19 protein-coding genes and 1 pseudogene are annotated in these 25,348 nt (G+C 73.3%); 9 read left to right on the top strand and 11 right to left on the bottom strand.

Annotated features, from left to right (window positions below; genetic code table 11):
- Positions 1 to 177: 177 nt before the first annotated feature.
- Entirely contained in the window at positions 178 to 1,467 is a 1,290-nt protein-coding gene (locus BU52_RS17995) for a citrate synthase (RefSeq protein WP_037935451.1), read from the top strand.
- A gap of 606 nt (positions 1,468 to 2,073) precedes the next feature.
- Here BU52_RS17995 and BU52_RS17990 read toward each other — a convergent pair.
- From BU52_RS17990 to BU52_RS17980, 3 genes are all read right to left on the bottom strand, one after another.
- Positions 2,074 to 4,323 (bottom strand): heavy metal translocating P-type ATPase, encoded by a 2,250-nt coding sequence (locus tag BU52_RS17990; RefSeq protein ID WP_037935450.1) that lies wholly within the window; start codon positions 4,321 to 4,323, stop codon positions 2,074 to 2,076.
- 109 nt (positions 4,324 to 4,432) lie between these two features.
- Positions 4,433 to 4,672 carry a heavy-metal-associated domain-containing protein gene (locus BU52_RS17985; protein WP_037935449.1) on the bottom strand — a complete coding sequence of 80 codons (240 nt, stop codon included), beginning with the start codon at positions 4,670 to 4,672 and terminating at the stop codon, positions 4,433 to 4,435.
- Between the two features lie 90 nt (positions 4,673 to 4,762).
- A complete protein-coding gene (locus tag BU52_RS17980; RefSeq protein WP_037935448.1) occupies positions 4,763 to 5,410 on the bottom strand; it encodes a TetR family transcriptional regulator in 648 nt (215 codons plus the stop codon).
- Between the two features lie 174 nt (positions 5,411 to 5,584).
- Here BU52_RS17980 and BU52_RS17975 point away from each other — a divergent pair, with 174 nt between their 5' ends.
- Together BU52_RS17975 and BU52_RS17970 are read left to right on the top strand one after the other, a co-directional pair.
- Complete coding sequence (locus BU52_RS17975; RefSeq protein WP_037935446.1) at positions 5,585 to 7,840, top strand: MMPL family transporter; 2,256 nt, start codon at positions 5,585 to 5,587, stop codon at positions 7,838 to 7,840.
- 41 nt (positions 7,841 to 7,881) lie between these two features.
- A complete protein-coding gene (locus tag BU52_RS17970) occupies positions 7,882 to 8,925 on the top strand; it encodes a zinc-dependent alcohol dehydrogenase family protein (RefSeq protein WP_037935441.1) in 1,044 nt (347 codons plus the stop codon).
- Positions 8,926 to 9,005: 80 nt separating this feature from the next.
- Here BU52_RS17970 and BU52_RS17965 read toward each other — a convergent pair whose 3' ends face one another.
- The gene (locus BU52_RS17965; RefSeq protein ID WP_037935437.1) at positions 9,006 to 9,206 is read right to left on the bottom strand and encodes a helix-turn-helix transcriptional regulator; all 201 of its coding nucleotides are present in this window, start codon (positions 9,204 to 9,206) and stop codon (positions 9,006 to 9,008) included.
- A 274-nt stretch (positions 9,207 to 9,480) separates the two neighbouring features.
- Positions 9,481 to 9,990, bottom strand: coding sequence for a hypothetical protein (locus BU52_RS17960; RefSeq protein WP_235216368.1), 510 nt, complete (start codon positions 9,988 to 9,990; stop codon positions 9,481 to 9,483).
- Positions 9,991 to 10,186: 196 nt separating this feature from the next.
- Between BU52_RS17960 and BU52_RS36405 the strand changes: the two are divergent.
- The 5 genes and pseudogenes from BU52_RS36405 to BU52_RS36985 all read left to right on the top strand — a co-directional run.
- Positions 10,187 to 10,279, top strand: a pseudogene (locus tag BU52_RS36405) (5-deoxy-glucuronate isomerase); the annotation flags it as partial.
- A gap of 197 nt (positions 10,280 to 10,476) precedes the next feature.
- Entirely contained in the window at positions 10,477 to 11,979 is a 1,503-nt protein-coding gene (gene mmsA / locus BU52_RS17955) for a CoA-acylating methylmalonate-semialdehyde dehydrogenase (protein ID WP_037935435.1), read from the top strand.
- Between the two features lie 131 nt (positions 11,980 to 12,110).
- Positions 12,111 to 14,771 (top strand): alpha/beta fold hydrolase, encoded by a 2,661-nt coding sequence (locus BU52_RS17950; RefSeq protein ID WP_037935434.1) that lies wholly within the window; start codon positions 12,111 to 12,113, stop codon positions 14,769 to 14,771.
- Positions 14,768 to 15,649, top strand: coding sequence for an ABC transporter permease (locus tag BU52_RS17945; RefSeq protein WP_037935430.1), 882 nt, complete (start codon positions 14,768 to 14,770; stop codon positions 15,647 to 15,649). The genes BU52_RS17950 and BU52_RS17945 overlap by 4 nt, the downstream gene beginning before the upstream one ends.
- A gap of 165 nt (positions 15,650 to 15,814) precedes the next feature.
- Entirely contained in the window at positions 15,815 to 16,753 is a 939-nt protein-coding gene (locus BU52_RS36985; protein ID WP_037935428.1) for a chaplin, read from the top strand.
- Between the two features lie 103 nt (positions 16,754 to 16,856).
- Here BU52_RS36985 and BU52_RS17935 read toward each other — a convergent pair whose 3' ends face one another.
- A complete protein-coding gene (locus tag BU52_RS17935) occupies positions 16,857 to 18,122 on the bottom strand; it encodes an NAD(P)-binding domain-containing protein (protein ID WP_037935535.1) in 1,266 nt (421 codons plus the stop codon).
- 2 nt (positions 18,123 to 18,124) lie between these two features.
- Positions 18,125 to 19,387 (bottom strand): carboxylate--amine ligase, encoded by a 1,263-nt coding sequence (locus BU52_RS17930; protein WP_037935426.1) that lies wholly within the window; start codon positions 19,385 to 19,387, stop codon positions 18,125 to 18,127.
- A 167-nt stretch (positions 19,388 to 19,554) separates the two neighbouring features.
- On the opposite strand from BU52_RS17930, the gene BU52_RS17925 reads away from it, so the two are divergent.
- Complete coding sequence (locus tag BU52_RS17925) at positions 19,555 to 20,853, top strand: glycoside hydrolase family 26 protein (protein WP_037935422.1); 1,299 nt, start codon at positions 19,555 to 19,557, stop codon at positions 20,851 to 20,853.
- A 32-nt stretch (positions 20,854 to 20,885) separates the two neighbouring features.
- On the opposite strand, the gene BU52_RS17920 is transcribed toward BU52_RS17925, so the two are convergent.
- From BU52_RS17920 to BU52_RS17905, 4 genes are read right to left on the bottom strand one after another with little or no spacing between them, the layout of a single operon-like run.
- Positions 20,886 to 21,536 carry a YveK family protein gene (locus BU52_RS17920; RefSeq protein ID WP_037935420.1) on the bottom strand — a complete coding sequence of 217 codons (651 nt, stop codon included), beginning with the start codon at positions 21,534 to 21,536 and terminating at the stop codon, positions 20,886 to 20,888.
- 15 nt (positions 21,537 to 21,551) lie between these two features.
- A complete protein-coding gene (locus BU52_RS17915; protein ID WP_037935418.1) occupies positions 21,552 to 22,688 on the bottom strand; it encodes a glycosyltransferase in 1,137 nt (378 codons plus the stop codon).
- The gene (locus tag BU52_RS17910; RefSeq protein ID WP_078903304.1) at positions 22,688 to 23,452 is read right to left on the bottom strand and encodes a polysaccharide deacetylase family protein; all 765 of its coding nucleotides are present in this window, start codon (positions 23,450 to 23,452) and stop codon (positions 22,688 to 22,690) included. The genes BU52_RS17915 and BU52_RS17910 overlap by 1 nt, the downstream gene beginning before the upstream one ends.
- Positions 23,436 to 25,079 (bottom strand): lipid II flippase MurJ, encoded by a 1,644-nt coding sequence (locus BU52_RS17905; RefSeq protein ID WP_078903309.1) that lies wholly within the window; start codon positions 25,077 to 25,079, stop codon positions 23,436 to 23,438. Before BU52_RS17905 ends, BU52_RS17910 begins: the two co-directional genes overlap by 17 nt.
- Positions 25,080 to 25,348 lie beyond the last annotated feature (269 nt).

Below are 25,348 nucleotides of genomic sequence, written 5' to 3'. Positions count from 1 at the left end.
GGTCACAGAGGCCTTCCGGATGGAGAACACAGGGGGCAGGATGGGCAAGTTGGCGGCACTCAGTGCCGCCAATAGGCCCGATGGTCGACCCCGAGTGCACTCTCCTGAGCCGAGTGGGGGATGGTAGAGACAGTCAGGGCACCTCGAAGATGAGGCACAACGTCGGTGAGGGAAGACGTGAGCGACAACTCTGTAGTACTGCGGTACGACGGCAGCGAGTACACCTACCCGGTGATCGACAGCACCGTCGGTGACAAGGGCTTCGACATCGGAAAGCTCCGCGCCCAGACCGGTCTGGTGACGCTGGACAGCGGCTACGGCAACACCGCCGCCTATAAATCCGCGGTCACCTATCTCGACGGCGAGGCCGGCATCCTCCGGTACCGCGGCTACCCGATCGAGCAGCTGGCCGAGCGCTCCACCTTCCTGGAGGTCGCCTACCTGCTGATCAACGGCGAGCTGCCGACCGTCGACCAGCTTGCGGGGTTCAAGGACGAGATCACGCAGCACACCCTGCTGCACGAGGACGTCAAGAACTTCTACCGGGGCTTCCCGCGCGACGCCCACCCGATGGCCATGCTGTCGTCGGTCGTCTCGGCGCTGTCCACCTTCTACCAGGACAGCCACAACCCGTTCGACGAGCAGCAGCGCAACCTCTCCACCATCCGCCTGCTCGCCAAGCTCCCGACGATCGCGGCCTATGCCTACAAGAAGTCGGTCGGTCACCCGTTCGTCTACCCGCGCAACGACCTCGGCTACGTCGAGAACTTCCTGCGCATGACGTTCTCGGTCCCCGCGCAGGAGTACGAGCTCGACCCGACCGTCGTCTCCGCCCTCGACAAGCTGCTGATCCTGCACGCGGACCACGAGCAGAACTGCTCGACCTCCACCGTCCGCCTGGTCGGCTCCTCCCAGGCGAACATGTTCGCCTCGATCTCCGCCGGCATCAACGCCCTGTGGGGCCCGCTGCACGGCGGTGCCAACCAGTCGGTGCTGGAGATGCTGGAGGGCATCCGCGACGCCGGCGGCGACGTCGACTCCTTCATCCGCAAGGTGAAGAACAAGGAGGACGGCGTCCGGCTGATGGGCTTCGGCCACCGGGTCTACAAGAACTTCGACCCGCGCGCCAAGATCATCAAGGCCGCCGCGCACGACGTGCTGTCCGCCCTCGGCAAGTCCGACGAGCTGCTGGACATCGCGCTGAAGCTGGAGGAGCACGCGCTCTCCGACGACTACTTCGTCTCGCGCAGCCTCTACCCGAACGTCGACTTCTACACCGGCCTGATCTACCGGGCCATGGGCTTCCCGACCGAGATGTTCACGGTCCTGTTCGCCCTCGGCCGCCTGCCCGGCTGGATCGCCCAGTGGCACGAGATGATCAAGGAGCCGGGCTCCCGCATCGGCCGCCCGCGCCAGATCTACACGGGTGTCGTCGAGCGCGACTTCATCCCGGTCGAGGAGCGCTGACCGCCGCTCCGAGCCGCGAACGCATCGGGCCCCGTACACGCCGACGGCTGTGTGCGGGGCTTCGTCGTCGAGAACACGCGTGCGGAACCGAACGCGCGTATGGAAAAGGCGCCCCGGCCGCCGGTCCCCCCACGGGCCGACGAACCAGGGCGCCTTCCATGTCCCGGTGCGGATTCCCCCCACGGGATCCGGCCGGGCGCCTGTGAGGACAGCGCCTGAATCGCTGTGTGAGTACGGACGGACCTGAACCCGCCGTACTCGTCGGTGTGCGGTCTGCCGGGACAGCGCACGGTCGGGAGGGCCGCTCAAAGCTTCCCGCTGGTACGTGTCCCGGCAACGCAATCTCTGGGAAAGTCCCCCAAGACATCCCCAGATGTCAGGATGCGCCCCCCAAGACGCTGCCCGACATCGCCAACTTAGACCTTCGAACCCCTTCGATGGTTACGTTCAGATCACTGTGATCTGCGTCTCTTGCATATGTCTTCAAGCTGCGCAAGAGTCCGCAAACCGCTCACAGGACTCAAGCGTAGAGAAGATGCGTGAGCGTTGTGAAGAGCTTATGTGAGGGTCGTACCGGACTCCAGGGGTGCACCCCAACTCGAGATCTCAATGAAACGCCCGCAGTCGCAGGCTGTTCGTCACCACGAACACCGAGGAGAAGGCCATGGCGGCACCGGCGATCATGGGGTTCAGCAGTCCGGCGGCGGCCAGCGGCAGCGCGGCGACGTTGTAGCCGAAGGCCCAGACGAGATTGCCCTTGATGGTGGCCAGGGTCCGGCGGGACAGCCGTATCGCGTCCGCCGCCACCCGCAGGTCGCCGCGGACCAGGGTCAGGTCGCCCGCCTCGATCGCCGCGTCCGTGCCGGTCCCCATCGCGAGACCCAGATCAGCGACGGCCAGTGCGGCCGCGTCGTTGACGCCGTCGCCGACCATGGCGACGCTGCGCCCCTCCTTCTGCAGCCGGCGCACGACGTCCGCCTTGTCCTCGGGCAACACCTCGGCGATCACCTGGTCGATGCCCACGGTCCGCGCCACCGCCTCGGCCACGGTCCTGTTGTCGCCGGTCAGCAGCACCGGCGTGAGCCCCAGCGCACGCAGGTCGCGCACCGCCTCCGCGCTGGTCTCCTTCACGGCGTCGGCGACGGCGAGAACACCGCGTGCCACGCCGTCCCAGCCGGCCACCACGGCCGTACGGCCCGCGCGCTCGGCCTCCTCCCGCGCCCGGTCCAGCTCCGGCGGCACCTCGTCGAAGAGGCGTCCCACAGCGACCTCGTGGCCCTCCACGCGCCCGCGCACGCCCCGCCCGGGGACGTTCTCGAAGTGGTCGGCCCCCGGCAGCGCGCCCGCACGTTCCTCGGCCCCCGCTGCGATCGCCCGGGCGACGGGGTGCTCGGAGGCGTGCTCCAGAGCGCCCGCGAGCCGCAGCAGCCGCCGCTCGTCCGTGCCCTCGGCGGTGTACACCTCCTGCAGGGACATCCGTCCGGTGGTGACCGTGCCGGTCTTGTCCAGGACGACCGTGTCCACGCGGCGGGTGGACTCCAGGACCTCGGGGCCCTTGATGAGGATGCCGAGCTGGGCGCCACGCCCGGTGCCCACCATCAGCGCGGTCGGCGTGGCGAGTCCGAGGGCGCACGGGCACGCGATGATCAGCACGGCGACGGCGGCGGTGAACGCGGCGACCGTGTCGCCGGTCGCGCCGAGCCACCCGCCGAAGGTGGCGACCGCGATCAGCAGCACCACGGGGACGAAGACCCCGGAGATCCGGTCGGCGAGGCGCTGCACCTGCGCCTTGCCGTTCTGCGCCTCCTCCACCAGCCGCGCCATCCGCGCGAGCCGGGTGTCGGAGCCGATCCGGGTGGCCTCGACGACGAGCCGGCCGCCCGCGTTGACCGTGGCGCCGGTGACGGTGTCGCCCACGGTGACGTCGACCGGCACGGACTCGCCGGTCAGCATGGAGGCGTCCACCGCGGAGGTGCCCTCCACCACCGTGCCGTCGGTGGCGATCTTCTCCCCGGGGCGCACCACGAACCGGTCGCCCACGGCCAGCCGGTCCGCCGGGATCCGCACCTCGCGCCCGTCCCGGAGCACGGCCACGTCCTTGGCGCCCAGCTCCATCAGTGCCCGCAGGGCCGCCCCCGCGCGCCGCTTGGAGCGGGCCTCCAGGTAGCGGCCGAGCAGGATGAAGGCGGTGACGCCCGCCGCGACCTCCAGGTAGATGGTGGAGGCGCCGTCGGCGCGCGAGACGGTGAGCTCGAAGGGGTGGCGCATGCCCGGCATGCCCGCGTCGCCGAGGAACAGCGCCCACAGGGACCAGCCGAACGCGGCGAGGGTGCCGACGGAGACCAGGGTGTCCATCGTGGCCGCGCCGTGCCGGAGGTTGGTCCAGGCGGCCCGGTGGAACGGGGCGGCGCCCCAGACCACGACGGGTGCGGCCAGGGTGAGCGAGAGCCACTGCCAGTTGTCGAACTGCAGGGGCGGGACCATCGCCAGCAGGACGACCGGCAGGGCGAGCAGCGCGGAGACGGTCAGCCGCCGGCGCAGGGCGGCCAGTTCGGGGTCGGCCTCCGCGGCGGGCGTACCGGCGCCCTCGTCCCGCGGGGGCGCGGGCTCCTCGGCGGTGTACCCGGTGCGCACCACCGTGCTGATCAGGTCGGCGACCTCGACGCCCGGCGGGTAGGTGATCCGGGCCTTCTCCGTCGCGTAGTTCACCGTGGCGGTCACGCCGTCCATGCGGTTGAGCTTCTTCTCGACGCGGGCCGCGCAGGAGGCGCAGGTCATCCCGCCGATGAGCAGCTCGACCTCGGAGGCCGCCGGCTGCTCGGCGGCCGGTGCCTCGGGGGCGGTGGTGCTGGTCATGTCCGTACTCCAGGGACGTCCGGGATCCGGTGACGGGCGGCGGCCGGGCCGCACGGAACGGGTGGCCGGAACGGCCCGGTTCACGCCGCGCGGTGGTTCCGCCGGGTGCTCAGACCGTACCGGCGAGCTCGAAGCCGGCCTCGTCGACGGCGGCGCGCACGGCCTCCTCGTCGAGCGGGGCGGCGGAGACGACGGTCACCTCGCCGGAGGAGGCGACGGCCTTCACCGAGCTGACTCCGGGGAGCGCGGAGATCTCGCCGGAGACGGCGCCCTCGCAGTGCCCGCAGCTCATCCCGCTCACCTTGTAGACGGTGGTGACGGAACCTTGGGTGTCGGTCTGGGAGGTCATGTCGTTACTCCTCGTCGGGACGCAGGGGTGGGGCGGGATCGCTGGGGCCCACGGGGGGCCACCTGCTCCAGGATATACCCCTAGGGGGTATTAATCCACGACGAGCGCGCCGAGATACCGGACGAGCACGTTCTTCAGCTCCTGGACGTACGCCTCGCGCTCGGCGCCCTCGTGGGCGAGGACCAGTTCCAGGCCGGCCTTGTAGATCCCCACGCAGACCTGGGCGACGCGGTGGACCTCGGCGGCGGGCATCCCGGGCACGAACGGGGTGAGCAGCGTCTCGACCCTGGTGATCAGGGTGGCGTGCAGGGCGTCGTGCTCCTCGGCCATGCGGCCGGGGATGTCCGGGCCGTGCATCAGCGCGAAGAAGACCGGATTGCGGCAGTTGAAGTCGATGAACCGGTCGACGGCCGCCGTGACGGCCTCCTCCAGCGGGGTGGCGGGGTCCGGCGGTGCCAGCGCCTCGCCGTACGTCTCCCGCATCCGGTGCATGAGCCTGCTGCCCAGCTCGATGGCGATCGCTTCCTTGTTCGGGAAGAACTGGTACAGCGTGCCCGGTGAGACGCCCGCCTCGCGGGCGATGGCGTTGGTGCTGGCGGCCGTGTAGCCGGTCGTGCAGAAGACGGAGGCGGCGGCATCGAGCAGCTGCGCGATACGGCGTTCGCCGCGCGCCTGCCTGCGGACCGGCCGCTCGTCCGCCACCTGCTGCTTCCCGGACTTCTCGGTCTTGTCGGGCACGCGTTATCCCCAGCTCTCGGCACGCGATTGACAAACGCGAGCGGCCACTCGCATTCTTGTGAAACGCGAGCGATCTCTCGTGTTTGCCAGTCTACGGCAATGGCACAGCCATGCCGCGTGCCCCGGGTGTCCCGGTGCGCGCGGCATGGTCCACGGTGAAGGGGACACCGCAGGATGACCGAAGTCAACGAGGGGCCGCGCGTCGGGGGCTGGACCCGCTTCGTGACCGCCCGGCCCCGCCTCGCCCTGCTGGCGGCCCTGGTGCTCACCGTGCTCGCCGTCCTGGCCGGAAGCGGCGTCGCCGACCGCATGGGCAGCGGCGGGTGGGAGGACCCGGACGCCGAGTCCAGCTATGCGACCCAGGCGCTCGAGCGCGAGTTCCCCGAGGCCCAGCCCAACCTCCTGCTGCTGGTGGACGCGGGGGACGCCTCGGTCGACGATCCGGCCGTCGCCGCCGAGGCCCGGCGACTCGCCGGGCGCCTGGCCGGCGAGCGGGGCGTCACCGGCGTCGGCTCCTACTGGCAGTCGCGGTCACCCGCCCTGCGCGCCGAGGACGGGCACGAGGCGCTGATCGCCGCCCGCCTCACGGGTGACGAGACCGCCATGGGCAGGACGCTGGACCGCATCGCACCGTCCTTCCGTGGCGAACGGGGCGTCGTGGAGGTCAAGGTCGGCGGCCCGGTCGCCGTGCGGCACGAGATGCAGACGATCATCCAGGAGGACCTGCTGCGGGCCGAGCTGATCGCCCTGCCCGTGACGCTCGTGCTGCTGGTGATGGTCTTCGGCAGCGCCGTCGCGGCCCTGCTGCCGCTCGGCATCGGCATCGTCGCCATCCTCGGCACCAACGCGGTGCTGCGCGGACTGACCGAGTTCACCGACGTCTCGGTCTTCGCGATGAACCTCACCACCGCCCTCGGACTCGGCCTGGCGATCGACTACGCGCTCTTCGTCGTCCGCCGCTTCCGCGAGGAGCTGTCCACCGGCGCCGAACCGCTGACGGCCGTCGGCACCACCCTGCGCACCGCCGGCCGCACGGTGCTGTTCTCCGCCCTCACCGTCGCGGTGTCCCTGGCGGCGATGCTGCTCTTCCCGCAGTACTTCCTGCGCTCCTTCGCCTACGCCGGTATCGCCGTGGTGCTGCTGGCCGCGGCGGCCGCCCTGATCCTGCTCCCCGCCGCCCTGGTGCTGCTCGGCCACCGGGTGAACTCCCTCGACCTGCGCACACTGCTGCGGCGCGGGCGGCCCGGCAAGCGGCCCGACGAGGAGGGCGCCGCCTGGGGCCGGGCGGCCACGCTGGTGATGCGCCGCGCCCCGTTCTTCGCGCTCGGCACCACGGCCGTGCTGGTGCTGCTGGGGCTGCCCTTCCTCGGCGTGAGGTTCGGCACCGCGGACGACCGCCAGCTGCCCTCCACCGCCGAGTCGCACACGGTGCAGCAGCACATCCGGGAGGGCTTCCCGGGCAGCCCCGGCGGTGGCCTCGACGTCCTCGCCGAGGGCCCCGCGACCCGGGCCCAGTACGCCGCCTACAAGGAGCGCGTCGCGGCCCTGCCCGAGGTGGTGCGGGTCGACGGACCCCTGGTGAAGGGCGACACGGCCTACTTCACCGTGCTGCCCGAGGGGGAGGCGGTCGACGATCCCGCCCAGCGGCTGGTGGGCGATCTCCGCGCGCTGGACGCCCCGTTCGACACCAGCGTGACCGGTGCGGCGGCCGTGCTGGTCGACTCCAAGGACGCCCTCGGCGAGCGCATCCCCGCGGCGGCCGTCTTCATCGTGGTCGTCACCCTGCTCCTGGTCTTCCTGCTCACCGGCAGCGTGCTGATACCGGTGCAGGCGGTGGTGCTCAACGCCCTCAGCCTCACGGCGATGTTCGGCGCCGTGGTCTGGGTCTTCCAGGACGGTCACCTCTCCGGCCTGCTCGGCTTCACCACCACCGGCTCGATCGAGACCACGCTCCCGGTCCTGATGTTCTGCGTGGCCTTCGGGCTCTCCATGGACTACGGCGTGTTCCTGCTCTCCCGCATCAAGGAGGAGCACGACCACGGCGGCGACCACGAGCAGGCGGTGCGGCTGGGTCTGCGGCGCACGGGAGGGCTGATCACCGCGGCGGCGGTCATCCTCGCGGTGGTCATGGTCGCGATCGGCACCTCGCGTGTGACCAACACCAAGATGCTGGGCCTGGGCATCGCGCTGGCGGTCCTCATGGACGCGATGATCGTCCGCAGCCTCCTGGTCCCCTCGGTCATGCGCCTGACCGGCCGCGCGACCTGGTGGGCCCCGCGCCCGCTGCGCAGGTTCCACGAGCGGTTCGGGCTGAGCGAGGGGGAGCCGGTGCGGCCACCGGCCGAGGCCGCGGAGACAGCGGCCGGCTCCGCCACCGGCCACGCGAGTCGGACGGAGGGCGCCCGCGACACGGTGGAGGCCCGGGGATAGCGTTCGCCGGAAGCGACGATCACCGGAAGGCGGGACCAGATATGCGGGCGGTGGTGTTCGAGCGGTACGGGGAACCGGCCGCGGTGCGGGAGGTGGCGGACCCGGAGCCCGCGGAGCACGGAGTCGTGGTCCGCGTCGAGGCCACCGGCCTGTGCCGCAGCGACTGGCACGGCTGGCAGGGCCACGACCCGGACATCACGCTCCCGCACGTCCCCGGCCACGAACTCGCCGGCGTCGTCGAAGCGGTCGGCGCGCGGGTCACGGGCTGGCGTGCCGGGGACCGGGTCACCGTCCCGTTCGTCTGCGCCTGCGGTTCCTGCCCCGCCTGCGCTGCCGGCGACCAGCAGGTGTGCGAGCGGCAGACCCAGCCCGGCTTCACGCACTGGGGTTCCTTCGCCCACTATGTGGCTCTCGACCACGCCGACGTGAACCTGGTCGCGGTCCCCCACGGGATGTCCTTCGCGACGGCCGCCTCCCTCGGCTGCCGCTTCGCCACGGCCTACCGGGCGGTGGTGCAGCAGGGCCGGGTGGCGGCGGGGGAGTGGGTCGCCGTGCACGGCTGCGGCGGCGTGGGACTGTCCGCCGTCATGATCGCGGCGGCGGCCGGCGCGCGCGTGGTCGCCGTCGACGTGTCACCCGCAGCGCTCGGCCTGGCGCGGCGGTTCGGCGCGGCGGAGTGCGTGGACGCCTCCGCCGTGCGCGACCCGGCCGAGGCGGTCCGCGACCTCACCGGCGGGGGCGCCCACCTCTCGCTGGATGCCCTCGGCGCGCCCGCCACCTGTGCCGCCTCGGTGGGCGGCCTGCGCCGCCGGGGCCGTCACGTCCAGGTCGGCCTGCTGCCCTCACCGACGGGCACCACACCCGTCCCCATGGCCCGCGCCATCGCGCTGGAACTGGAACTGCTCGGCAGCCACGGCATGGCCGCGCACTCCTACCCGCCGATGCTGGAACTGGTCCGCGCGGGCGTGCTCCGCCCCGACCTGCTTGTGACGTCCACGATCGGGCTGGACGCCGCCCCCGCGGCCCTGGCCGCCCTGGGGACAGCCCCGGGCGCGGGCGTGACGGTCGTCGAACCCTGGAGCTGAGCGCGGCCGGACCCACGGACGAGCAGCCGTGCCCCGCCCACCGGGCGGGGCACGGCTGCTCCTGTGCGGCCGGACAGGTCCTAGTCGGCTCTGCGGCCCCGGTTGCCCGGGCGGGCGGCGACCCAGGTGCGGACGGTGTCGGCGTACCAGTAGGGCTTGCCGCCCTCCACATGGTCCGGCGGAGGCAGCAGACCGTGCTTCCGGTAGGAACGCACGGTGTCCGGCTGCACCTTGATGTGTGCCGCGATGTCCTTGTAGGACCACAGCCGTCGGTCGGTCATGGCTTTTCCTCCCCGCGCGCACCGCGGAGGCGGCCGGGGGCGGCCGTCAGGGGGAGCCGGGTGCGGCGCTGGTGATCAGGCATGCGTTGTGACCGGTGAACGAGACCGGCCGACGGCAGGGCAGGGGCTGTGCGCCGGATGTGACGGAAGGCCCGCGCGGGCGTGACGTCCGTGACAGCACGGGAGCTTTTGTGACAGGAGTGACGCACAGGCGCACACCGGCTCATCGGCGGGGCGCATTGACTTTCGCCTCGTTCCCTGACGCCGGGCGGTGTCACGCGGTGTGCGACTCCCGCACCAGCTCCTTCAGTTCGGCGGCGGACTCCGGGGCCGGCCGGTAGATGCCGTGCACGCTCACCGCGCTGCGCAGTTCGCCGTCCACCACGTGCTTGACCTGCCGCTCGCCCCGCCGTGACCGGTAGGTGAGCCGGGCCGGCAGGCCGGGCGGAACGGGGCGCTCGAAGGTGAGCGGGCTGCCGGGCGGCCCGACGACGACCTCGCTGACGCAGCCCGCCTTCGGCGGCTTCCAGCGGATGAGCCGGAGGTGGTCCTCCATCGGCAGTTCCTCGCCGACGGTGTCGTGGTCCAGGACGCGCCCCACCTCCATCGCCCCGAGCACCCACATCCGTCTGCGGAAGACCCGGACGGGATGGATCACGTCGCCCGGGCGTACCCCGGCGCGCAAGCTCGGCAGCGACTGGTGCGGCCCGCCGAACATCACGGTCAGGCGCTCACCCGCGTAGCCCTCGCGGGCAAGGACCTTGCACAGGTCATTGGTCCACAACGGGATCCGGAAAAGACTTGCATGTTTTCGTCCGAATGTCCGGACAAAACATTGACAGGGCTTCGCACCCGGGGCTAGAAACCGGGGAGAGCCGTACGAGTGAAGGCACCACGATGGCGTACGACCGTCGTGCGACCGAGCCGTACGTCCTCCCTGTCCGTACGTTCCCGGGGGCGCCGTCCCCGGGGCCCCACCGATCGCCTCCGGCGCGGGAGACCGCTTCGCTTTGGCAGGAGCGAAGTGCGAGCGACGACTCCCCGCCCGCCGCGGCCCCGCGCCGGAGGTTCCGCCGACATCGCCGAGGTCCCATGTGTCCACTCTCCGACCCGAACGGCCGACACAGTGTCGGGCCCGTCCGGGGCGTGGGGCCTGGTGGGATGGAGGCATGGCCCGGGCCGCGTCACGCGCGTCCGCGGCCGGAGCGCATGAGCTGCACGAACGGCACGTCTCCACCCGACGCCGCCATCTGCGAAGGAGTTCTGGGTCATGACGAAGATCGTCAACCACTGGATCGGCGGCAGGACCGCCGAAGGCGCCTCGGGGAACTACGGGCCGGTCACCGACCCGGCGACCGGCGAGGTCACCACGAAGGTCGCGTTCGCCTCGGTCGAGGAGGTGGACGCCGCGGTCGCCGCCGCCAAGGAGGCGTACCTGAGCTGGGGCCAGTCCTCGCTGGCCGCCCGCACCTCCATTCTCTTCGCGTTCCGGGCGCTGCTCGACGCCCACCGCGACGAGATCGCCGAGCTGATCACCGCCGAGCACGGCAAGGTGCACTCCGACGCCCTCGGTGAGGTCGCGCGTGGCCTGGAGATCGTCGACCTGGCCTGCGGCATCAGCGTGCAGCTCAAGGGCGAGCTGTCCACGCAGGTCGCCACCCGCGTCGACGTCGCGTCGATCCGCCAGCCGCTGGGCGTGGTCGCGGGCATCACGCCGTTCAACTTCCCGGCGATGGTGCCGATGTGGATGTTCCCCCTCGCCATCGCCTGCGGCAACACGTTCGTGCTGAAGCCGAGCGAGAAGGACCCCTCCGCCTCCGTCCGCATCGCCGAGCTGCTGGCGGAGGCCGGACTGCCCGACGGCGTCTTCAACGTCGTCCACGGCGACAAGGTGGCCGTCGACCGCCTCCTGGAGCACCCCGACGTCAAGGCCGTCTCCTTCGTCGGCTCCACCCCGATCGCCCGCTACATCCACACCACCGCCTCCGCGAACGGCAAGCGCGTCCAGGCCCTCGGCGGCGCCAAGAACCACATGCTGGTCCTCCCCGACGCCGACCTCGACGCGGCGGCCGACGCGGCCGTCTCCGCGGCCTACGGCTCGGCCGGCGAGCGCTGCATGGCGATCTCCGCGGTCGTCGCCGTCGGCGCGATCGGCGACACACTGGTGGAGAAGATCCGCGAGCGCGCCGAGAAGATCCAGATCGGCCCCGGCAGCGACCCGGCCTCCGAGATGGGCCCGCTGATCACCAGGGCCCACCGTGACAAGGTGGCCTCGTACGTGGCCGGCGCGGCGGACGAGGGCGCCGAGGTCGTCCTGGACGGCACCGGCTACACGGTGGACGGCCACGAGAACGGCCACTGGATCGGCATCTCGCTCCTCGACAAGGTGCCGACGTCCGCCAAGGCCTACCAGGACGAGATCTTCGGCCCCGTCCTGTGCGTGCTGCGCACGGAGACCTACGAGGAGGCCCTCGACATCGTCAACGCCTCCCCCTTCGGCAACGGCACCGCGATCTTCACCCGGGACGGCGGCGCGGCCCGCCGCTTCCAGCTGGAGGTCGAAGCCGGCATGGTCGGCGTGAACGTGCCGATCCCGGTCCCCGTCGGCTACCACTCCTTCGGTGGCTGGAAGGACTCCCTCTTCGGCGACCACCACATCTACGGCAACGACGGCACGCACTTCTACACCCGCGGCAAGGTCGTCACCACCCGCTGGCCCGACCCGGCGGACGCCCCGGCCGGCGTCGACCTGGGCTTCCCGCGCAACCACTGAACGGGACGCCCACGCACCGCCGCGTACCACGGACGCGGTACGCGGCGGTGCCCGCGTACGCCTGACGGAGGTGCCACGGTTCGGTCTCCGGTCGGCACCTGGACGACGGGCCGACCCCGTACCGTTGACGCATGGATCTTCGACTGCCCGGATCGCGGTGGCTGCGGTCACGGCGGCCGCGACGGCTCACCGCCGCCGCGGCCGCCGTCGTCGTGCTCGCCGGTGCCGGTGCCGGTACCTGGACCGCCGTCGCCTCGGACGACGTACCCGCGGTCCGCCGCGCCGACCGGGTCGTGGCGATGGGTGACGGGGTGCGGATCGACACCTCCTACTTCACCGCCGGACCCGGCGGCCGCCGGCCCGCCGTCCTGCTCGGGCACGGCTTCGGCGGCAGCAAGGACGACGTGCGGCAGCAGGCCGAGGACCTCGCGCGCGACGGATACGCCGTCCTCACCTGGTCCGCCCGCGGCTTCGGCAGGTCCACCGGGAGGATCGGGCTGAACGACCCGGAGGGCGAGGTCGCCGACGTGTCCCGGCTGATCGACTGGCTGGCGGACCGGCCCGAGGTGCGGCTCGACGGGGACGGCGACCCGCGCGTGGGCATGGCCGGCGGCTCCTACGGCGGCGCCATCGCCCTGCTCGGCGCCGGGTACGACGACCGGGTCGACGCCATCGCCCCGGCGATCACCTACTTCGACCTCGCCGACGCGCTCTTCCCGAACGGCGTGTTCAAGAAGCTGTGGGCCGGCGTCTTCGTCACCTCCGGCGGCGGCTGCGGGAGGTTCGAGCCCGCGCTGTGCGAGATGTACGAACGCGTCGCCGAGTCGGGCGTCCCGGACGCCGAGGCGCGCGAGCTCCTGAAGGCGCGTTCGCCGTCCGCCGTCGCCGACCGCATCGACGTGCCCACCCTCCTGGTGCAGGGCCAGTCGGACTCCCTCTTCCCGCTCGGCCAGGCCGACGCCGCCGCGCGCGCGATCCGCGCCAACGGCGCCCCGGTCGACGTCGACTGGATCGCGGGCGGACACGACGGCGGCGACATGGAGACCCGTCGCGTGGAGAAGCGCGTGGGAGCCTGGTTCGACCGTCACCTGAAGGGCGAGAAGAACGCCGACACCGGCCCCGCCTTCCGCGTCACCCGCACCGGGGGCGTCGACTCCACCGACGGCCGGGCCGTGCTGAACGGCGCGAGCGCCGACACCTACCCGGGACTGGCGAACGGCCCCCGGTCCCTCCCTCTCACCGGACGCGAACAGAGCTTCGCCAACCCGGCCGGCGCCAACCCGCCCGCCGTCTCCGGCCTGCCCGGCCTCGGCGGCTCCGGCGGACTCGCCCAGCTGTCCTCGCTCGGCGTCGGGATCTCCGTGGACTTCCCCGGCCAGCACGCCCGCTACGAGTCCGCCCCGGTCACCGGCGACCTGCGCATCACCGGATCGCCGACCGTCACCGTGCGGGTGAGGTCCACCAGCGACGACGCCGTCCTGTTCGGCAAGGTGTACGACGTCGGCCCGGACGGCCGCTCGCAGGTGCTGCCCTCGCAGCTGGTCGCGCCGGTCCGCGTCGAGGGCGCCCGGTCCGGCAAGGACGTGACCCTCACCCTCCCCGTCATCGACCACGAGGTCCGGAAGGGGCACCGCCTGCGCCTCGTCCTCGCCTCCACCGACCTCGGCTACGCCTCACCGGCCGCCCCGGCGACGTACACCGTGTCCCTGAAGAGCGACCTCACCGTGCCCACCGCGCCGGGCGTGAGCACCGCCGCCGCCCCCCTGCCCGCCTGGGTGGTCTGGCTGCCGGTCACGGGCGCCCTGATCGCCCTCGCGCTGCTGCTGACCGGCCGTCGCCGCACCACCGCCCCGGCTCCCGACCCGGCACTGGCCGACGTCCCGCTCCAGATCACCGGCCTGAGCAAGCGCTACGCCCGTTCCTCCGACCGGTACGCGGTGCGGGACCTGTCCTTCCGCGTCGAGAAGGGCCAGGTGCTCGGCCTCCTCGGCCCGAACGGCGCGGGCAAGACCACCACCCTGCGCATGCTCATGGGTCTCATCAGGCCCGACGACGGCGAGGTCCGCGTCTTCGGCCACGCCGTCCGCCCCGGTGCCCCGGTGCTGTCCCGGGTCGGCGCGTTCGTCGAGGGCGCGGGCTTCCTGCCGCACCTGTCCGGCCGGGAGAACCTGGAGCTGTACTGGCGGGCCACCGGCCGCCCGCCCGGGGACGCGCACCTCGCCGAGGCCCTGGAGATCGCCGGCCTCGGCGACGCCCTCGCCCGCGCGGTGCGCACCTACTCGCAGGGCATGCGCCAGCGCCTCGCCATCGCCCAGGCCATGCTCGGCCTCCCGGACCTGCTCATCCTGGACGAGCCGACCAACGGCCTCGACCCGCCGCAGATCCGCGAGATGCGCGAGGTGATGATCCGGTACGCCGCGGCCGGCCGTACGGTGATCGTCTCCAGCCACCTGCTGTCCGAGGTCGAACAGTCCTGCACCCACCTCGTCGTCATGGACCGCGGGCGGCTCGTCCAGGCCGGCCCCGTGCACGAGATCATCGGCTCCGGCGACACCCTGCTCGTCGGCACCGTGACCCCCGTGGACGAGCCGGTCGCCGAGAAGATCGCCGCGCTGCCGGGCGTCGCCTCGGCCGTCCGCACCGACGAAGGGCTGCTGGTCCGGCTCGACGCCGACGGCACCGCCCCGCGCCTGGTCGCCGAACTGGTCCGGCTGGAGGTGCCCGTGGCATCGGTCGGCCCGCACCGCCGCCTCGAGGACGCCTTCCTCACCCTGATCGGAGGTTCCGCATGAGCACGCTCACCGAGCGGAACGAGTCCGCCCGGCCCGTCGAGGTCGCCGACGGCTACCGCGCGGGCCGCACCCTGCCGCTGCGGGTGGAGCTGGTCCGCCAGCTGAAGCGCCGCCGCACCCTCGTCATGGGCGCGATCCTCGCCCTCCTGCCGTTCGTGCTGGTGATCGCCTTCGCCATCGGCGGGGAGCCCGACCGCCCGGGCGGCCGGGTGAACCTGATGGACACGGCCACCGCGTCCGGCGCCAACTTCGCCGCCGTGAACCTGTTCGTGTCGGCGGGCTTCCTCCTCGTCATCCCCGTGGCCCTGTTCTGCGGGGACACGGTCGCCTCGGAGGCAGGCTGGTCCTCCCTGCGCTATCTGCTCGCCGCGCCCGTGCCCCGGATGCGGCTGCTGTGGTCCAAGCTGGTCGTGGGACTGGGGCTGAGCCTCGCCGCGATGGTGCTGCTCCCGGTGGTGGCGCTCGCCGTCGGCACGGTCGCCTACGGCTGGGGCCCGCTGCAGATCCCCACCGGCGGCGCGCTGGACCCGGGGACGGCGGCGCAGCGGCTCGTCGTGGTGGTGGCGTACCTCTTCGTGTCGCAGCTCGTCACCGCCGGGCTCGCGTTCTGGCTGTCCACCCGCACCGACGCCCCGCTGGGCGCGGTCGGCGGCGCGGTCGGCCTGACCATCGTCGGCAACGTGCTGGACGCCGTCACCGCCCTGGGCGACTGGCGTCACTTCCTGCCCGCGCACTGGCAGTTCGCGTGGGCGGACGCCGTCCAGCCGAGCCCGGAGTGGTCCGGCATGATCCAGGGCGCGGCGGTCTCCGTGACGTACGCACTCGTGCTGTTCGCGCTGGCGTTCCGCGGGTTCGTGCGCAAGGACGTGGTGTCCTGACGACCCGCCCCGTGGCGCCCCGGCGCCGGCCCGCGGATCGGGCCAACCGGGTGAACCTGCGCAACCGATTCCGCCGAGTCGGGTTGATGAGGGAGTAGGCCATGCGGCAGCGGAGGGCCAGAACGCGTGGCCGCTCCCAACTCTTCAAGCAGGAAGACAACCACATTGCGACAGAATCTGAGCAGGGGAGTGTTCGCGGCGGCCGCCGCCGCCACGGGCATTCTGTCCCTGTACGGAACCCCCGCCCTCGCCGACTCGTTCGCGGGGGGCGGTGCCGAGGATTCTCCCGGTGTGCTGTCCGGGAACAACGTGCAGGCACCGGTCCACGTGCCGGTGAACGCCTGTGGCAACACCGTCACCGCGTTCGGCGCCCTGAACGAGGCGTCCGACAACACGTGCGTCAACAGCTCCGGCACGTCCGGTGACAAGCACGGTGAATCCGCGGGCGGCGCCCACGCGGTCGGCGGCACCAAGGGTTCGCCCGGTGTGATCTCCGGGAACAACGTGCAGGCACCGGTCCACGCTCCGGTGAACGCCTGCGGCAACTCCGTCAACGGTGCCGCGGCGCTCAACAGCGCGACCGACAACACCTGCGCCAACATCTCGCACGGCTCGCACGGCTCCGACGCCGACGGGAAGTCCGCGGACCGCTCGGCGCACTCCTCCCACGGGGAGCCGGCGTCGGGTGCCTCGCACGCCGAGAGCGGCGGCGCGCACGCGGTGGGCGCCGCCAAGGGCTCGCCCGGCGTGCTGTCCGGGAACCTCATCCAGGCGCCCATCGACCTGTCGCTGAACGCGTGCGGCAACAGCGTCAACCTCGTCGGCCTGTTCAACGACGCCAGCGGCAACACGTGCGTCAACGAGACGGGCCACAGGGAGAAGGAGAAGGAAAAGGAGAAGGACAAGGAGAAGCCCGAGCCTCCCGCCAAGGTGAAGACGCCTCCGACCCGCGAGGAGGAGCCGCCCGCCGAGGAGGAGCCCGGGAACCCGCCGCATCTGGCGGAGACCGGCACCGACGGCCTGATGGCCGCATCGGCCGCCGGAGCCGTGCTGCTCACGGGCGGTGCGATGCTGTACCGCCGCGGCCGTCCCGCCCGCCGGTAGCCCTCGACGGGTGCCGGACCCGCCCCGCCCGGCACCCGCCCCCTCCAGCGGAAACGTCCCCCGGACCTACCAGGTCCGGGGGACGTTGCGTCGTGCTCCCCGCTCAGCCGCGCACCGGCGCCGGCGTCCCGCTGCGGTGGGCGCTCCCCGGCACGGGAACCGTGCCGCGCACCGGGGTCGCCCCGAGCCGCCGGCGCACCCCCTGGACCAGTGTCGACGCCGTGAACGTGGCGCCGTGCACGAAGCGCATCGCCGGTCCGAAACCGGACGCGGTCACCAGCCCGGCGAAGAACAGACCCGGGTGCGAGGACTCGAAGGTGTGACCGAGCGCCGGGGAGCCGTCGGGCAGCGCGGCGAGCGTCCCGCGCAACTCCGCGGAGAGCAGCCCGAGCCGGTCACGGTGCGCCTTGAAGCCCGTGGCGGCGATGACGTGTTCGGTCTCCAGACTGCGCCGGGCGCCGGCGCGGTCCGTCAGGTCCAGCCGCAGTCCGCCCGGCACCGCGGCGGCCGCGGTCACCTCGTGGCCCGGCAGCAGGTCCACCGCCCGCTCCACACGCTCCCGCACCCACCACGCGCCGGCCGGGCCCAGCGCCGTGGCCGCGATCCGCGAACGCGTCGCCTCCGGCAGCCGCCGGAACAGGCCGGGGCGCTCCGAGTAGAACCAGTTCCGCCATCCGGGACCGAGGCCGCTGTGCGGCGAGCGGACCGACTGCCACCAGGAACGCTCCCAGGCCGGCGGGACGTCGTTCCACCGCAGCCGCTCGGCCCGCGCCAGTACCCGCACCCGTGTGCCCTGTTCGGCGAGGAGCGCCGCCGTCTCCAGGGCCGCCTGGCCGCCGCCGATCACCGTGACGTCCTTGCCCTGCAAGTGGCCCAGGTCGCTGTGGTGGCTGCTGTGCGTCACCAGCGTGGGGTGCAGTCCGCGCAGGGCGGCCGGCACCTCGATGAACGGCATCACGCCGATCGCCAGCGCCACCGTCCGCGCGTGCAGCGCCTCGCCGTCCTCGGTGACCGCGGTGAAGCCGTCGGGGCCGGACGACACCCGCGTGATCGTGCGCTCGTCCACCGGCGGCACGGCGTTGCGGGCGAACCACAGGCCGTACGAGGCGAACGCCTCCACCGGGATCGGCTGGGCGTGACGCGCCGTCATGCCCTGCTCGGCGCAGTACGCGTCCAGCCGCCAGCGTCCGGCCGGGTCGGAGAGGTTGGACGCCCACGGCTCCGACTTCAGGAACATGCCGGCGGGCATGTGGTCCCGCCAGGACGCCATGGGCCGGCCGAACACACGCAGGTTCAGTCCGGCGGCCGCGGCGTGGGACGCGATCGACAGACCGTACGGACCCGCGCCCACCACCAGAAGGTCGTACATCATCAGCTGCTCGCTTTCTCGTTGTCGGCAAAGGAGTCCGGGGAGGGCGTGGCCGCCCCGGGGATCGGACGCGGCGCCGGTACCGGAGCCGTCGTGCCCAGCCGCCGGCGCAGCCGGCCGGACACATGGCGGGCCCACAGCGCCCACATCGCCCATCCGGGGACGCGGTCGTCCCTGGCGTACCAGGCCAGTTCGCGTCCGCCGGGCGCCGTGCGCAGCGCGGCAAACGGCGCGTAGTTCTCCACCACGAACGACCGCCCGGCCACCGGGTCCCCGTCCGGCAGCGGACGGCCGGTCAGATCCAGGTGCAGGGCGCGTACGACGTCCAGTCCCGCGCTGTCCGCGAAGAGCCGGAACTGGGCGCCGGGGCGCGGGTTGAAGTCGAGGAGGTGGTAGCGGCCCGTGGTGCCGCACCGGCGGAAGTCGAGGTCGAAGACGCCGCGGTAGCCGAGCTCGCCGGTGAGCCGTTCGGCGAGCGCGCACACTTCGGCGTTGGGTGCCCAGTGGCCCACCGCGGTCAGCCCCGCGCCCCGCGGCCAGGACAGCCGCTTGCGGCCGGGGCCGCCCGCACGGACCGTGCCCGAGCGGTCGGCGTAGCCGTGGAAGAACCAGTCCCGGTCCTCTCCCGGCGGCAGGTACGCCTGGAGCAGCAGCGGGCTGCCCGCCTCCGCGGTACGCGCGTACAGCTCCCGGGCCTCGGCCACGGAGTGCACCAGTTGCGTGCTGCGCAGTCCGCTGCCGGGCGGCAGCAGCCAGGGCCGGCTCCACTTCGCCACCAGCGGCAGTCCGAGCCGCGCCGCGTCGTCGGCGGCCCGGGCGGGGCTGTCCGGGACGAGCGTGCGCGGGTGCGGGATCCCGGTGGCGGCGCACAGTCCGGCCAGTTCGGCCTTGTCGGCGACGCGTCCGGGCAGCGTGGCCGGCGTCGCGGGCAGCAGGTAGGACGGTGCGAGCTCGACGCGCAGGCGCCCCGCGGCGATCGCGGTCGCGTCGTCCATCGGGATCAGGACGGCCGGGCGCCCGACCTCCCCGGCCACGCGGCGCAGCACGGAGTGGATCTCGTCCGCGGACGCTCCCGGGCGCGGCGGGGGATGGATGCGGCGCACGTAGCGCGACCGGCGCACGGGACTTCCGGCGCAGTCGGCGACGACGTGCACCTCCACACCGGCCCGGCCGAGCGACCGGACGGCCCCCAGCGTTCCGTGGTGGAAGGGATTCCGGTCGATCCGCACGATGACGGCGGGGACACGGGTGTCAAGCAGTGACACGCATTCTCACTTTCTTCTGGCGCCGGCTCACCCACACGGGTCAGAACGGCACTCGAAAGCCGCAGTGACGGTGGCACCGTCGGTCTTCCTATGACTGACTTCATATGACTGTTCGTCAAAAATGGTGCTTCAGGCAGAAGGCGGACGAGCGAGAAGAGGAGCAGCCAATGGCCGCACAGCACAGGCGGGCCCGGGCCCGCGGAATGGCCGTGGGCGCGGCGGTGGTCGTCGTCTCGGCTGCCCTCGCGGCCGGTCCCGCGGCGGGCGCGGGGGCGGTGCGGGCCGACGGTTCCGGCGCCGCGCTGCCTGCCCCACCGCACCCCGCGGTCACGCCGGCCGTCCCGACGCCCACCATTCCGAGGCCCACCCTCCCCAAGCCCCCGGTCATCGACCTGCCGTCGCTCACCGCCCCGCCCCTCCCGGTGCCGGGCCGGGGAGTGCCGGCCTTCGGCGCCTTCCTCGCCTCCGACGAACGCGGCGTGGCCCGCATGGAGCAGTTCAGCCGCTGGCTGGGCGGTGCGGAGCTGCGCGTCGGCCACACCTACCTGCCCGGTAACCGCTGGAGCGACATCGAGGGCGACATCCGGTTCCTCGAGGCGTGGGCGCGCTGGCGCAACGCCCGGGACGACCGGATGCTCGTCCTCAACGTCCCCATGCAGGAGCGCAACGAGGAGGGCGTCTCCGACGGCGAGGTCCGGCAGCTCCTGCGCAGGGGCGCGGCCGGGGAGTTCGACCACCACTTCCGGGCGCTGGCCGAGCGGCTCGTGAGGCTGAAGGTGCCGGACACGATCCTGGTGCTCGGCTGGGAGATGAACGGCGTCACCTACACCCACCGGTGCGGCCCCGACCCGGCCGCCTGGAAGAAGTACTGGAACCGCATCGTGACCACCATGCGCGCGGTGCCGGGCCAGCGGTTCAGGTTCGACTTCACACCGAGCCGGGGCCGGGACGCCGTCCCCTGGACGGCGTGCTACCCGGGGGACGACACGGTCGACATCGTCGGCATGGATTCCTACGACCAGCCCGCCGGGCGTTCGTTCGACGAGCAGGTGAAGGAGCCCTACGGTCTCCAGGCGCACGTCGATTTCGCCAAGGCCCACGACAAGCCCGTCTCCTATCCGGAGTGGGGGCTCTTCCGCAACGGCGACAATCCCGAGTACATGCGGCGCATGCTGGCCTGGATGGACAAGCACCGGCCGCTCTACAACACGGTGACCGACTACTGCCCGCACGGGGTGTGGCAGTGCGACGACAACCCGGACTCCTCCCGCGTCTACAGGAGCGTGCTGCACGGCCGCACCCACGACGAGGACCCCGGCACCCCGGAGGTCACCCCGGCACCGTCCGCGCCGGCCGGGGAACTGCCCCCGGAGAACTGCTCGTCGCTGGACCTGGGCCGCTGGGTGGAGCACTGGCTCGGCGGCAAGATCTGCCTCCGCTTCGACTGGTGGTCGCGCGGCCGCTAGGACGGCGGCCGCACCGGCCGGACGCACCGCCGTCACCGCGGCACATCGGCGGCGGTGGCCGGCCCCGGCACGGAGGCGGCGGGCACCGGATCGTCGTCCCGGCCGGCCCGCCTCGGCCGCGCGAGCAGGGCAAGGCCGCCGAGCAGCCCGCCCCCGCTCGCACCCACCAGGGCGGTCACCGCCGACGACACGGACGCCGGCCCGGCCGGCTTCACCGCACGCGAGAACTGCACCAGCCGCACCTGGGTGCTGCCCTTGGTGTCCTCCGCGTGCCGGGTCAGCGCGCGCGAGACCGCGTTGGCCATGTCGACGGCCTGCTCGGGCCGCGCGGCGGTGGCCGTGACGGAGACCATCGGCGCGTCCGGCGAGGTCGCCGTGCGCACGCTCTCCCGCAGCGTGCGCAGCGGTACCCCGGCCCACACCTGTGCGTCGCCGAGTACCGCGAGCTGGGTGGCCACCCGCCCGTAGGCCTGGGCGAATCCGCGGGCGGCGTCCGGTGTCGACTGCCCGGTCGGCACGGCGACGACGTAACTGGTGGCCGTGTACGACGGGGGCGTGAGCACGCCGTAGGCGCCGCCGAGCAGACCGCCGACGAGCGTGCCTGCCACCAGTGCGGACCAGGCCGGCAGCTTCTTGACGCGGTCCGGCAACGGAAGGCGCCGACGGGTCGGGGTGTCGGTCATGACGGGCTTGCTCCCTTAAGGTGCGGGGGACGGCGACGAGCCGGAGACGGCTGCCTGGTACACGTCCATGAGGCGGGCTGTGCTGCGGGTGATGCTGTAGTGGCGCGCGGCCTCCCGGGCCGTGCGCGGGCCCGGGCCCGCCGCGCGGACCTCGGCGATCGCGCGGGCGTACGCGTCCGGGCCGCCGCGCACCCGTCGGGCCCCGGCGGACGCCGACGCCGGCAGGTCCTCGATCGCCGGGCAGGAGGCGTAGAGCACGGGCAGGCCGGACGCCAGCGCCTCCACGGCCGCGAGCCCGAAGGCCTCGTCCGCGGACGGGGAGGCGAACAGGTCCATCGCCGCGGTGAGCGAGGGCAGATCGGGGCCGGGCGAGCCGTCGGGGACGCCGGGGCGCTCACCGGTGAACAGGACCCGCCCGGACACCCCGGCCTCGCCGGCCGTGCGGCGCAGGACGTGCTCCTCGGGACCGCCGCCGACCAGCAGCAGCCAGTGGTCCTCCGGGAGCAGGGCCAGCGCGCGGACGAGGACGTCGAACCGCTTGCCCGGCGCCAGCCGGCCGACGCCGCCGACGACGAACGCGCCCTGAGGCAGCCCGAGACGGCGGCGGGTGCGTTCACGCCGCTCGGGGTCGAAGCGGAAGCGGTCCACGTCGATGCCGTTGGGGACGACCTCGATGCGGGGGGCGGGCACGCCCCAGCGCTTCAGCCGGTCGGCCACCGTCGGGGAGACGGCGACCGTCGCCGAGCCGAGCCGCTCGCTCGCCAGGTACAGCGCGCGCACCCCCGCGGTCAGCCGGCGGCCCTCCATCTGCGAGTCGCCCAGGGAGTGCTCGGTGGCGACGACCGCGCGGACCCCGGCGATCCGGGCGGCCGGCCGGCCGTAGACACAGGCCCGGTACAGATGGGTGTGGACCAGGTCGTAGCCACCGGACCGGATCAGCCGCACCAGGCGGGGCAGGGCGGTCAGATCGCGGTTGCCGCCCATGCCCAGGTGCACGACGCGCACCCCGTCGGCGCCGAGGCCCTCGGCGACCGGACCCGGGTTGGTCAGCGTCACCACGTCGCAGTCCACGGGCAGGTGACGCAGCAGCAGCCGCAGTTGCTGCTCGGCCCCGCCGACCCCCAGTCCGGTGATGATGTGCAGCGCCCTCATCACACGCCCTCCACCGGGCGCCGGCGCCACCGGTGCAGCCGGAGCTTGAGGAACAGGCGCGGCGCCGTGTCGTTCTGCCCGACGTGCGCACGCGGCAGGGCGTGCGGCCCGGTCAGCGGGCCGGGGTCGATGGCGCAGGCGTAGGTGTAGCCGGCCTTCCGTACGGCCTCGACGGCGCGCGCGTCGACCGTGCCGTACGGGTAGCAGAACCCGTCCACCGGGGCGCCGGTCAGCTCGGCGAGCAGTGCGCGGCTCTCGGCGACCTCGGCCGTGAGGGTGGCGTCGTCGGCGCGGGTGAGGTCGACGTGGGTGAGGCCGTGCGAGCCGATCTCCACGCCCTCGGCGGCGGCGCGCCGGATGCCGTCGGCGGTCAGCAGCGGCTTGCGCGGGCCCAGCGGGTCCCAGGCGTTGTCACCGCCGAGCCGGCCCGGCAGGACGAACAGCGTGGCGCCGCAGCGGAACCGCCGCAGCAGCGGCACGGCGGCGGTGAGGAAGTCCGTGTACCCGTCGTCGAAGGTGAGACCGACCAGGTCCTGCCCCGCGCCCCGGGCGCGCGCGGCGAGCAGTTCGGCGACGGACACCCCCCGCAGCCCGCGCCGGCGCAGCCACGCCAGCTGCCGCTCGAGCCGCTCGGGCGTGACGGTGATGCGGTACGGGTCGTCCGAGCAGTCGCCCACCGAGTGGTACATGGCCACCCAGGGGACGGGCGCGGGCCGGGGGACCGGGGGTCTGCGGGTCTCGGGGGAATCAACGGGAGCGGCCATGTGTGAGCTTTCGTGTGACGGTGCGTACGGAGCGCACGGCGGATGCGGGGCCCCTGGTCCCGACGACCGACAGGGCGAGCGGGACGAAGACGGCGGTCACGGTGAGACAGCCGGCCGTGAGGGCCGCCACCGGCGACGCGAACCGGCCGGCGGCGTACGCCCCGGCGGCGACGGCGAGGGCGGAGGCGAATACGGGCCGGCTCAGCTCCGCCAGGACCTTGCGGACGCCGACCGAGACGCCGGTGGCACCGCCGCGGCGGGCCGTGCGCAGCCCCGCCAGCAGCGCGGCGGCCGTGACGGTGATGCCGACGGCGTTGGCGGCGGCGATCCCCGCCACGCCCCAGCGGCCCACCCCCAGGGCGCCGATCAGGGACGTCGTGACGATGCCCGCCGCCATCACGCCCACGGGGTACCAGGTGGCGCGGCCCGCCGAGAAGTAACAGCGGACGAGGGCGCCCACGAGGGTCTGGCCGAGCAGGCCGAGGGCGTACACGCGCATGACCTCCGCCGTCGCGGCGGTGTCGGCCGCGGTGAACGCGCCCCGCTCGAAGAGCAGCCCGATCATCTGCGGGGCGCAGGCGATCACCGCGCACATGCCCAGCAGCACCACGCAGGAGGCCAGCACCAGGTCCCGCTCCACACGGGCGCGGGCCCGTTCGGTGTCGCCGTCCGCGAGGGCGCGCGCCACCACCGGGAAGGTGACGGTGCACACCATCAGCGACAGCGTCATCGGGATCTGGGCGACCTTCTGCGCGTAGTTCAGGTGCGAGATGGCCCCGGCGGGCAGGGACGACGCCAGGAAACGCTCGACGAGGACCTGCGACTGGCGGCACAGCGCGAACAGCAGCACGGCGGCGATCAGGGCGAGCCGCACCGGGCGCTCCTCGTCACCGTGGCCGGTGGCGGCGGCGGGCGCCGGGGTGGGTGCCGCCAGCCGCCGCCACAGCGACGGCAGTTGCACCGCCACCATCAGGCAGCCGCCCACCGCGACGCCGACCGCGGCGGCACGCACCCCCCACTCCCCGCCGAGCAGGAACATCGTCGCGATGATGCCCGTGTTGTAGGCGACGTAGATCGCCGCCGGCGCGAAGAAGCGGCGGTGCGCGCGCAGCGCGGCGCTGCAGTACCCGGCGAGTCCGAAGGCCAGCAGGCTGATCGCGGTGAGCCGGGTGCAGTCGACGGCGAGCCCCGGATCGGGCAGCCCCGGCGCCAGCACCCGGACCAGGTACGGCGCCCCGGCGGCGGTCAGCGCGGCCACCGCGGCGAAGGCCAGGCACAGCCGCGGCAGGGTGGCCCTGACCAGCTCCCGGACCGGATCACCGGGCACGCCCCGGGCCCGCCGCGCCAGCGCCACGCTGAACGCCGGGATCAGCGCGATCGCGAGACCGTCCTCGATCAGCAGGGTGGCGGCGATCTCCGGCACGGTCCACGCGACCAGGAAGGCGTCCGTGTCGCTCCCGGCCCCGAACAGCCGGGCCAGCGACTGGTCCCGCACCAGCCCGAGCACCGACCCGGCGATCGACAGCACCGCCGTGACCAGCGCGGCCCGCGCGAGGAACCCCCGGGAAGCCGCCCCCGCCCCGGCACCCCCGCCCCGGCACGCACCGGACGGGGTGGTGCCCGGCAGGGCCGAGCGGCCCTTGCCCCTGCCACCGGGTCCGGTGCCGTTCCCAGCCGTGCCCGTGCCGTTCCCGGCCGTGCCCGTGCCGTTGCCGGCCGTGCCCGTGCCGTTGCCGGCCGCCCCGGCCGGGCCCCTGCCGTTTCCGGCCGGGCGGAGCTTGGTTCCTGCGGTCCCGGGTGCACCGGGCGGGGTGGTGTCCGGCAGGGTCGTGCGGGCCCTGCCCCTGCCACCGGGTCCGGTGCCGTTCCCGGCCGTGCGCACGCCGTTGCCGGCCG

It is taken from the genome of Streptomyces toyocaensis (assembly GCF_000725125.1).
GTDB classification, from domain to species: domain Bacteria; phylum Actinomycetota; class Actinomycetes; order Streptomycetales; family Streptomycetaceae; genus Streptomyces; species Streptomyces toyocaensis.
This window is presented reverse-complemented; position numbering and strand designations above follow the sequence as displayed.